Source organism: Brevundimonas sp., from assembly GCF_031082345.1.
GTDB lineage: Bacteria > Pseudomonadota > Alphaproteobacteria > Caulobacterales > Caulobacteraceae > Brevundimonas.
In genome coordinates this window covers 1-7767 of sequence record NZ_JAVHLH010000132.1, presented here as the reverse complement: position 1 = coordinate 7767, position 7767 = coordinate 1, and the positions used below count along the sequence as shown (strand labels likewise).

General features: G+C 71.8%; 10 protein-coding genes. 9 read left to right on the top strand and 1 reads right to left on the bottom strand.

Features of this window, described 5'->3' with window-relative positions:
* The 3 genes from RDU12_RS09655 to RDU12_RS09645 all read left to right on the top strand — a co-directional run.
* Nucleotides 1-214 (top strand): bifunctional hydroxymethylpyrimidine kinase/phosphomethylpyrimidine kinase (locus RDU12_RS09655; RefSeq protein WP_308684520.1); only part of this gene is annotated, 214 nt, incomplete at its 5' end.
* Nucleotides 211-792 carry a nucleotidyltransferase family protein gene (locus RDU12_RS09650; protein WP_300292971.1) on the top strand — a complete coding sequence of 194 codons (582 nt, stop codon included), beginning with the start codon at nucleotides 211-213 and terminating at the stop codon, nucleotides 790-792. The genes RDU12_RS09655 and RDU12_RS09650, both read left to right, overlap by 4 nt.
* Entirely contained in the window at nucleotides 792-1607 is an 816-nt protein-coding gene (locus RDU12_RS09645; RefSeq protein ID WP_300292973.1) for a PhzF family phenazine biosynthesis protein, read from the top strand. The genes RDU12_RS09650 and RDU12_RS09645 overlap by 1 nt, the downstream gene beginning before the upstream one ends.
* 62 nt (nucleotides 1608-1669) lie before the next feature.
* On the opposite strand, the gene RDU12_RS09640 is transcribed toward RDU12_RS09645, so the two are convergent.
* Nucleotides 1670-2110 (bottom strand): hypothetical protein, encoded by a 441-nt coding sequence (locus RDU12_RS09640; RefSeq protein WP_300292975.1) that lies wholly within the window; start codon nucleotides 2108-2110, stop codon nucleotides 1670-1672.
* A gap of 242 nt (nucleotides 2111-2352) precedes the next feature.
* Here RDU12_RS09640 and RDU12_RS09635 point away from each other — a divergent pair, with 242 nt between their 5' ends.
* The 6 genes from RDU12_RS09635 to ccmE all read left to right on the top strand — a co-directional run bounded on the left by RDU12_RS09635 (nucleotide 2353) and on the right by ccmE (nucleotide 7654).
* Entirely contained in the window at nucleotides 2353-2748 is a 396-nt protein-coding gene (locus RDU12_RS09635; RefSeq protein WP_308684519.1) for a hypothetical protein, read from the top strand.
* Nucleotides 2749-3429 carry a response regulator transcription factor gene (locus RDU12_RS09630; protein WP_300292173.1) on the top strand — a complete coding sequence of 227 codons (681 nt, stop codon included), beginning with the start codon at nucleotides 2749-2751 and terminating at the stop codon, nucleotides 3427-3429.
* Nucleotides 3426-4898, top strand: coding sequence for a sensor histidine kinase (locus RDU12_RS09625; protein WP_300292175.1), 1473 nt, complete (start codon nucleotides 3426-3428; stop codon nucleotides 4896-4898). Before RDU12_RS09630 ends, RDU12_RS09625 begins: the two co-directional genes overlap by 4 nt.
* Before the next feature lie 82 nt (nucleotides 4899-4980).
* Nucleotides 4981-6342, top strand: coding sequence for a hypothetical protein (locus RDU12_RS09620; RefSeq protein WP_300292178.1), 1362 nt, complete (start codon nucleotides 4981-4983; stop codon nucleotides 6340-6342).
* 20 nt (nucleotides 6343-6362) lie between these two features.
* Entirely contained in the window at nucleotides 6363-7181 is an 819-nt protein-coding gene (gene ccmI, locus RDU12_RS09615; RefSeq protein WP_308684518.1) for a c-type cytochrome biogenesis protein CcmI, read from the top strand.
* Nucleotides 7178-7654: a cytochrome c maturation protein CcmE gene (gene ccmE, locus RDU12_RS09610; RefSeq protein ID WP_308684517.1), complete on the top strand. Its 477-nt coding sequence runs from the start codon at nucleotides 7178-7180 to the stop codon at nucleotides 7652-7654. Before ccmI ends, ccmE begins: the two co-directional genes overlap by 4 nt.
* Nucleotides 7655-7767 lie beyond the last annotated feature (113 nt).

The following is a 7767-nucleotide window of genomic DNA, read 5'->3' as shown; positions in this document are numbered from 1 at the left end:
CTTCGAGGGCGAGCGCCTGGACACCCGCCACACCCACGGCACCGGCTGCACCCTCGCCAGCGCCTGCGCCGCCGGACTGGCCAAGGGCCTGCCGCTCGAAGCCGCCGTCGCCGAGGCCTGGGCCTATGTCGCCGAGGCCATCCGCCGGGCCCCCGGGCTGGGGCAGGGCCACGGCCCGCTGGACCACGGCTGGCCGTTGAGAGACGCGCGATGAGCGACCTGGAGACCCGCCTCGCCGCCATCGTCCGCGCCGACCCCGGCCTGATGCACGTGCTTGAGGGCGTGCGCGATCAGGGCTTGCCCGACTGGCGAATCTTTTCCGGCGCCGTCTACCAATGCGTCTGGAACGCCCTGACCGGACGGCCGGCGGGCTATGGCGTGCGCGACTACGACGTCGGCTACTACGATCCCGACACCAGCTGGGACGCCGAGGACGTTGTCATCAAGCGGGTGGCCGCCGCCTTCGACGCGCCGTTCCGGGACATGGTCGAGGTCCGCAACCAGGCCCGGGTGCCGATCTGGTTTCCAGCCCATTTCGGCGAGCCCTACGCGCCGCTTTCCGGCACCGACGAAGCCCTCGCGCGGTTCGTGGCGCCAGCCTTCGCCGTGGGGGTGCGGCTGGAGCCGGACGACACGATCAGCGTGGCGGCGCCGCTGGGGCTGGAAGATGTGTTCGCCCTGACCCTCCGGCCCAATCCGACCCGCGGCGTGGCCAGGGACTGGCCGCGCGTGGTCGAGCGGGCGCGCGCCCGCTGGCCGGAACTCACTATCATCGCGCCGGAGACCGCCTGATGCGCCAATGGACCGTCGACGCCTTCGCCGCCGCCCCCTTCCGGGGCAACCCCGCCTGCGTGGTTGAGCCGTTCGACCGCTGGCCTGATGACGACTGGATGCAGGCGCTGGCGAAGGAGAACAACCAGGCCGAGACCGCCTTCCTGCTGCGCACCGCCGATCCGGCCCGGTTCGGCCTGCGCTGGTTCACCCCGGGGCGCGAGGTCGACCTGTGCGGCCACGCCACCCTCGCCTCGGCCCATGCGCTGATGACCGAACTCGGCGCCGACGCCGGAGCCCTGACCTTCGACACCCGCTCCGGCCCGCTGGTCGTGCGTCCCGCCGGCGACGGCTACGAGATGGACTTTCCGGCCGATCCGCCGCGCCTCACCGGGCCGGTCCCGGGCCTGGCCGAAGCGCTCGGCGTCGAGCCGGTCGAGGTCTGGGCCGGCCGCTATCTGGTCGCCGTTCTCGCCGACGCGGAAACGGTGCGGACGCTGCGCCCCGACATTCCCGCCCTGGCCGCCCTGCAGGGCGAGGCCGGGGAGGCCGGCGAGGTCATCGTCTGCGCCGGGGCCGACGCGGGCGACGACGTCGATGTGATCGACCGCTTCTTCGCCCCCGGCTGCGGCGTCGATGAGGATCCCGCCACCGGCTCGGCCCACTGCATTCTGGGTCCCCTCTACGCCGACCGGCTGGGGCGGCCGACGGTGCGTTTCCGGCAGGTCTTCCCGGGCCGCGGCGGCGATCTCGAGACCGAGGTGCGCGGCGACCGCATCCTGCTGCGCGGACGGGCCGTCACCGTCATCGAGAGCCGGCTGCGCCTCGCGCCATAGGAAAGGGGCGCCGCCCTTTCGGACGGCGCCCCTCGGGCCTTTCGGGGAGGAAAGGTCGGGCCTTACCAGCGACGATTGTCGCGGTCGCGGCGCTCGGCGCGGACCTGCACGGCCAGCCGGTCGTAGCGACGGTCCAGATCGCTGCGCTCCCAGCGGGTCAGGCCGCCACGCATGTAGTTGCGCTCCAGACGAACCAGGCTGTTGAGCTGGATCTGCAGCCGGCTGGCTTCCCGGCGGCTCAGCGAGCCGTTGCGCAGGCCGACGTCGATGCGGCGGTCCAGCTGATATTTGCGCTGGGCGATCGACTGCCAGCGGCCATGATTCTCGTAGCGATCCCCGCGGTCGCGGCGGTCGTCGCGGTCATTCCGCTCGTAGCGGCCGTGATCATCGCGGTCGTTGCGCTCATAGCGGTCACGATCCTGGCGGCCATGGTCCTGGGCGATGACGGGAACCGCGACGGACGCCGCGGCGATGGCCAGCACGGGGATGAGGACTCTCTTCATCATCGTCTTATCCTTCGCATTCGACGCGGCCGGGCTGGCTGCGTTGACGCCGACAAGACGACTTTTCGTCTGAGCCCGACCTGAACGGCTTGCGTCAGCTTGCGTTCATGTCGATGACCACGCATCCATGCGCGTCTCCCGCGCGGGCGCTCCTTTGAGGTCGGCGAGGCGCGCTTACGGTGAAATATGTCTACACTCGCCGTTCAGCCGTCGTTCAGAGCCTGGGGCCTAGATCAACGCCCATGACCCGGATGCCCGCCTTCCTCCTCGCCGCCCTGCTCGCCGCCGCGCCGCTGTCGGCGGCGGCGCAGGATCGTGGCGACCGCGCCGAGGCGAGGCAACAGGAACGCCGCGCCGCGACGGGCGGTGGCGGCGGCGTGCAGGACCGTGGCGATCGCGGCCAGTCCGGCGGCCAGTCCGGCGGCCAGCGCGAGCGGCCCTCTCGTGAACAATCCGTCGAGTCCCCGCGCGTCAGCGTCGGCGCCGCCGTCCAGCGCGCTTCGGCGGGTCGGCCCGGCCGCTTCCTCGGCGCCAGCAATCGCGGCGACACGATCGTGGTCCGCTGGGAGTATCCCGGCGGCCGTGTCGCGGACATCATGGTGGACGGCCGCACCGGCCGGGTGATCGGAGAACGCTGAATGCGCGTGCTGCTAGTCGAGGACGACGTTGACCTGTCGCGCCAGCTGAAGGGCGCGCTGTCCGACGCCGGCTACGCGGTGGACCACGCCGCCGACGGCGAGGAGGCTCATTTCCTCGGCGACACCGAGCCCTACGACGTGGTCGTGCTGGATCTGGGCCTGCCCAAGATCGACGGCGTGTCGGTGCTCGAGCGCTGGCGCCGCGACGGCAAGACCACGCCGGTGCTTATCCTGACTGCGCGCGGCGCCTGGTCGGACAAGGTCTCGGGCTTTGACGCCGGCGCCGACGACTATCTGACCAAGCCGTTTCACACCGAGGAGCTGCTGGCCCGGCTGAGGGCCCTGCTGCGCCGCTCCGCCGGCATCGCCTCCTCCACCCTGGCCTGCGGCGGCCTGCGTCTGGATCCCCGCGCGGCGCGGGCGACCGTCAACGGCGAACCCCTGCGCCTCACCTCCCTCGAATACCGCCTGCTGCACTATCTGATGATGCACCAGGGCCGGGTGATCAGCCGCACCGAACTGGTCGAACATCTCTACGACCAGGACTTCGACCGGGATTCCAACACCATCGAGGTCTTCGTCGGCCGCCTGCGCAAGAAGATCGGTCCGGACCGGATCGAGACGGTGCGCGGCCTCGGCTACCGGCTGACGTCCCTGCCCGGGGAGAACGACGAGACGTGACGGACGGCGCGGGGGGCCCTGTCGACGCCGCGGCGGCGAACGAGCCGCGCAACTGGGGCCGCTGGTTCGGGCGCCCGGGACGAAGCCTCACACGGCGCCTGATATGGCTGGCCTCGGCCTGGATCGTGGTCGCCCTCGTCCTGGCCGGCTGGGCTCTGACCAACCAGTACCAGGAATCCGCACTGCGCCGGCTCGGCGCCGTCCTGTCCGACACCATCGACGAGGTGGTCGTGGCGACCAACGCCGCGTCCGACGGCTCCCTGACCGTGGACGAGGTCCGGGACGACCGCACCCTGCGCCCCCTGTCCGGCAAATACTGGGCCGTGGCCGAACCGGGGCCGGACGGACGCCTGCGCATCCTCTTTCGCTCTCCCTCTCTGGCGGGCGAGAGCCTGTCCATCCCCGCAGAGCTTCCCGCCCGCCTCACCGCCGCCCGCGGCGCGACCATCAGCTACAACGACCCGGACGGCCTGCGCCGCGGCGGGGAGGGGCCCCTGGGCGTGCCGTTGCGAGTGGCGGCGAGCATGAAACAGCTGCCGGGCCGGACGCAGCCCGTGGTCTTCCTGGCCGGCATCGACCGCTCGAACATCGACAACGACACCCGCCAGTTCGCCACCTTCACCTGGACCGCCCTGCTGATCCTCGGCCTCGGCCTGGTGATCGCGGTCTTCCTGCAGGTCCGGATCGGTCTGCGGCCGCTCTATGCGCTCAGGAACGAGATCGCCGATGTCCGCAAGGGCAGGGCCGCGCGGATCGCCCGCGTCTATCCCCTCGAAATCCAGCCGCTCGCCGAACAGGTCAACCGCCTGCTGGACCACAATCAGGAGACGGTCGAGCGCCAGCGGACCCACGTCGGCAATCTGGCCCACGCGCTGAAGACGCCGTTGTCCGTGATGCTCGCGGAGGCCGGGTCGAAGAAGGGGCCCTTGCCGGACATGGTGCGTCGCCAGACCGAGGTCATGAAGGCCCAGGTCGATCACCACCTCAGGCGCGCCCGCGCCGCCGCCCGGGCCCAGATGCTGGGAGAGATCACCCCCATCGAGCCCGTGCTCGACGAGATGGCCGTGATGCTGGAGCGGGTGTTCGAGGACAAGGGCGTGGTCATCGACTGGCGTGCGCCCGAGGACCTGGCGTTCCGGGGCGAGCGGCAGGACCTGCAGGAGCTCCTCGGCAACCTGATGGAAAACGCCTGCAAATGGGCCCGGCGCCGCGTGCGGGTCTCCGCCGGCGCCACGGGACTGGGCCAGATGGTGGTCGTGGTCGAGGACGACGGCCCCGGCCTGCCCGAGGACCAGCGCGAGGCGGCTCTGCAGCGTGGGGCCCGGATGGACGAGACCACGCCGGGCTCTGGCCTCGGCCTGTCGATCGTGGTCGAACTGACCCGCGCCTACGACGGCCGGATTTCGCTCTCGGACAGCGAATTGGGCGGTCTGAAGGTCGTGCTGGAACTGCCCGCCGCCGAGGCCTGAACGGCGTTCCGGATAGTCAATGTTAACTCTGTCGAGGCAGCATGGCCCCGGCCGGAAGCTTGACCGGTCGTGAGGTGCCTGAATGTCGGGGCTGTCCACCGCCCATCGCGTCGCCCTGGCTGCTCTGATCGAGCAGTCGCCCGACGCCACGCTGGTGAAACTCTCAGCGGCCGCGGTCGCCCTTCCGGGCGCGCGGGCGCTGGAGCTCGGCGCCATGCTCGCGGACGAGGTGCAGGACCGCAAACGCCGCCGTCTCGTCATGGCCCCCCTGCTGCCGATGTTCAGACAACGCGCCGACGGCATCGAGGCCATGACCTTTCCGCCGGCCGTCCTGCCGCGCCTGTGGAAGGCCGGATCGGCGCGCGAGCCCGCCCTGCTGCCGCAGCTGGACGAGGAGGGGCCGGACGCCGTGGCCGTGTCCGACCGCATCTGTCTCGCCGCCGCCGCCGCGGTGCGCGATCGCCCCGAGACGATCTGGCCGGCCGATCTTGAACCGGAGCGCCGCGAGCGGGGCCTGTTCGACCTCGCCGCCTGTCTGGATCTGGCCCATCTGGCCCGCCGGGGCCTGCCCTCGATCGAGGTCTGGCTGAAACGGCCTGACGGCGACCAGGTCGCCGAACTGCGGCTGCTGATCAAGGATTGCGCGGGGATTCATATCGACGGGGCCCAACGGGTGCTGGAGATGCTGTTCTCGCATCTGGATGACGCGGTCCTGATCCTGCGCATCATCACCCAGAGCTCGTGCTCGTCCGGGCGCGAAGGCTTCCTGAGCGCCTCCGAGCTGTCCGGCTTCGTCGAAAGGCTGATCGCCGGGGTCGATACGCGCGTCGCGCGGATCGGGGCCTTCCGGCCCGGCTCGGACCTCGCCAACGTCGACCCGGTCATCGAGGACCTGACCTGGTGCGCCAACGTTCTCAGCGAACTGGACGTGACCCTGACCCTCAATCCGCTCAGCGTCTGGGGCAAGTCGGTGCGTGACGCGCGCGTCAGCCTCTCCGGCCAGCTCTCCGCCTTCCTCCGCGCCGCCGACCGGGCCGTGGACAAGGCGCTGCCGCTGGAGCGGGTCCCGATCGCCGGCCGCATGACCCGCAAGTCGCCGCAGCTGACCGCCCCGGTCCAGGGCGAAACCGTCCAGGCGGTCCGGCATCTGCTGAAACTGGTTGGCGCGGTGCGGGGTCCGGCCTCGATCTTCGGGGCCGAGTCGGATCGCAAGACTCTCGTGGAATCCCTGACCGACCGCCTTACCGACTACGCCGACCAGGCTCTGCTGGCGGTGAATGACGGCGAGGCGAAGGATGAGGTCAACGCCCTGCGCCTGGTCGAACTGGCCGCCCGGTGCCTCGATCTGATCGATGCCCGGGACGCCGCCCGCACGGTGCGTCGCCGCGCCGCAGTGGCCGGGGCGGGCAAGGGCGGGTCGAAGCCCTCGTCGCGGGCCGCCTGATCGGCTACATCGCCGGGGCGATGACGATTTTCTGGATCATGACGGCGCTGATGTCGGCGCTCGCGGGCCTGCTGGTGCTGGCCGGCGCGCGGCGCGGCGCGGACGTGGGCGAGCTGGTGACGCCCGCCACCGCCTCGGTCGAACTGGACGAACTCGATCGCCTGAAGGCGCGCGGACTGCTCGACGACGCGGCCTGGGCCGCAGCGCGGGCCGAGGCCGGCCGCCGCATCCTGTCGGCCCGGCGCGAGACCGCCCCGGTCGCCGCCGAACCCCGCGACCGCTTCTGGGTGCTGGGCGGGATCGTCGCCGGCGTCGCCGCGACCGTCGGGCTCTACATGACCTTCGGCGCCCCGGGCCTGCCCGATCAGGCGTTTGAACGGCGCGTCGACGAATGGGCGACCCACCTGGACACGCTCCAGCCGCCGCAGGTCGCGGCGGTGGTCGCCCGCGTGGTCGAGGAACGCCCCAATGATCATCAGGCCCTGACCATGCTCGGCGCCGCCCGATTCGAGGCCGGCGATCCGATCGGCGCGGTCTCCGCCTTCCGCCGGGCGGTGGCGGTGCGGCCGGACGACGCCGGCGGCTGGACCCGGCTGGGCGTCAGCCTGGCGCGGGCCAACAACGGCGCGGTCAGCGGCGACGCCGAGGCGGCCTTCCGCCGGGCGCTCGAGCTTGATCCCGCTCAGGGCGGCGCGCGTTATTTCCTCGGCGACGCGGCCATGGCCCGGGGCGACACCGCGATGGCGCGCGAGATGTGGTCGCCCCTGATCGCCGCGCTGGACCCGCGAGACCCCGCCCGGACCGAGCTGGAGGCCCGTCTGGCCGGAGACGAATCATGAGCTGGCTGCCGAAATCGCCCAAGGCCCGCCGCCGCCTGTGGGTCGTGGCCGCCGTGGCGCCGGTGCTGGCCCTGGCCGTGGGCCTGTCGCTCTACGCCATGCGCGACAGCGTGACCTTCTTCTTCTCGCCCTCCGAGGCGACGGCGGAAAACGCTCCGGCGGGCCGCGTCGTCCGGCTGGGCGGACTGGTCGAGACCGGCAGCGTGGTCCACGACGATTCGGGCCAGGTCGCCTTCGCCGTCACCGACAATGTGGCCACCACCCGCGTGATCTATCGCGGCGACCTGCCCGACCTGTTCGCCGAGGGAGAGGGCGTGGTGGCCCAGGGGGCCTTCCTGCCCGACCGCAGCTTCCGCGCCACCCAGGTGCTGGCCAAGCACGACGAGACCTATATGCCGCGCGAGGTCGCCGACAGCCTCAAGGCCAAGGGCGAGTGGCGTCCCGACGACACCGCCGCGGCGGTGGCTCCGTGATCGTCGAAGCGGGCGCCTTCGCCCTCATCCTCGCCCTCGTGCTCGCGGCCTTGCAGACCATCCTGGCCGTGGCCGGGCGCGTGCGCCGCGCCCGCCAGAACGGGGCTGCGGCG

Excerpts from the sequence above, each read along its gene's own strand:
- RDU12_RS09630 (WP_300292173.1), top strand. The coding sequence starts at position 2,749 with ATGCGCGTGCTGCTAGTCGAGGACGACGTTGACCTGTCGCGCCAGCTG.
- RDU12_RS09650 (WP_300292971.1), top strand. The coding sequence starts at position 211 with ATGAGCGACCTGGAGACCCGCCTCGCCGCCATCGTCCGCGCCGACCCC.
- RDU12_RS09640 (WP_300292975.1), bottom strand. The coding sequence starts at position 2,110 with ATGAAGAGAGTCCTCATCCCCGTGCTGGCCATCGCCGCGGCGTCCGTC.
- RDU12_RS09645 (WP_300292973.1), top strand. The coding sequence starts at position 792 with ATGCGCCAATGGACCGTCGACGCCTTCGCCGCCGCCCCCTTCCGGGGC.
- ccmI (WP_308684518.1), top strand. The coding sequence starts at position 6,363 with ATGACGATTTTCTGGATCATGACGGCGCTGATGTCGGCGCTCGCGGGC.
- RDU12_RS09620 (WP_300292178.1), top strand. The coding sequence starts at position 4,981 with ATGTCGGGGCTGTCCACCGCCCATCGCGTCGCCCTGGCTGCTCTGATC.
- ccmE (WP_308684517.1), top strand. The coding sequence starts at position 7,178 with ATGAGCTGGCTGCCGAAATCGCCCAAGGCCCGCCGCCGCCTGTGGGTC.
- RDU12_RS09635 (WP_308684519.1), top strand. The coding sequence starts at position 2,353 with ATGACCCGGATGCCCGCCTTCCTCCTCGCCGCCCTGCTCGCCGCCGCG.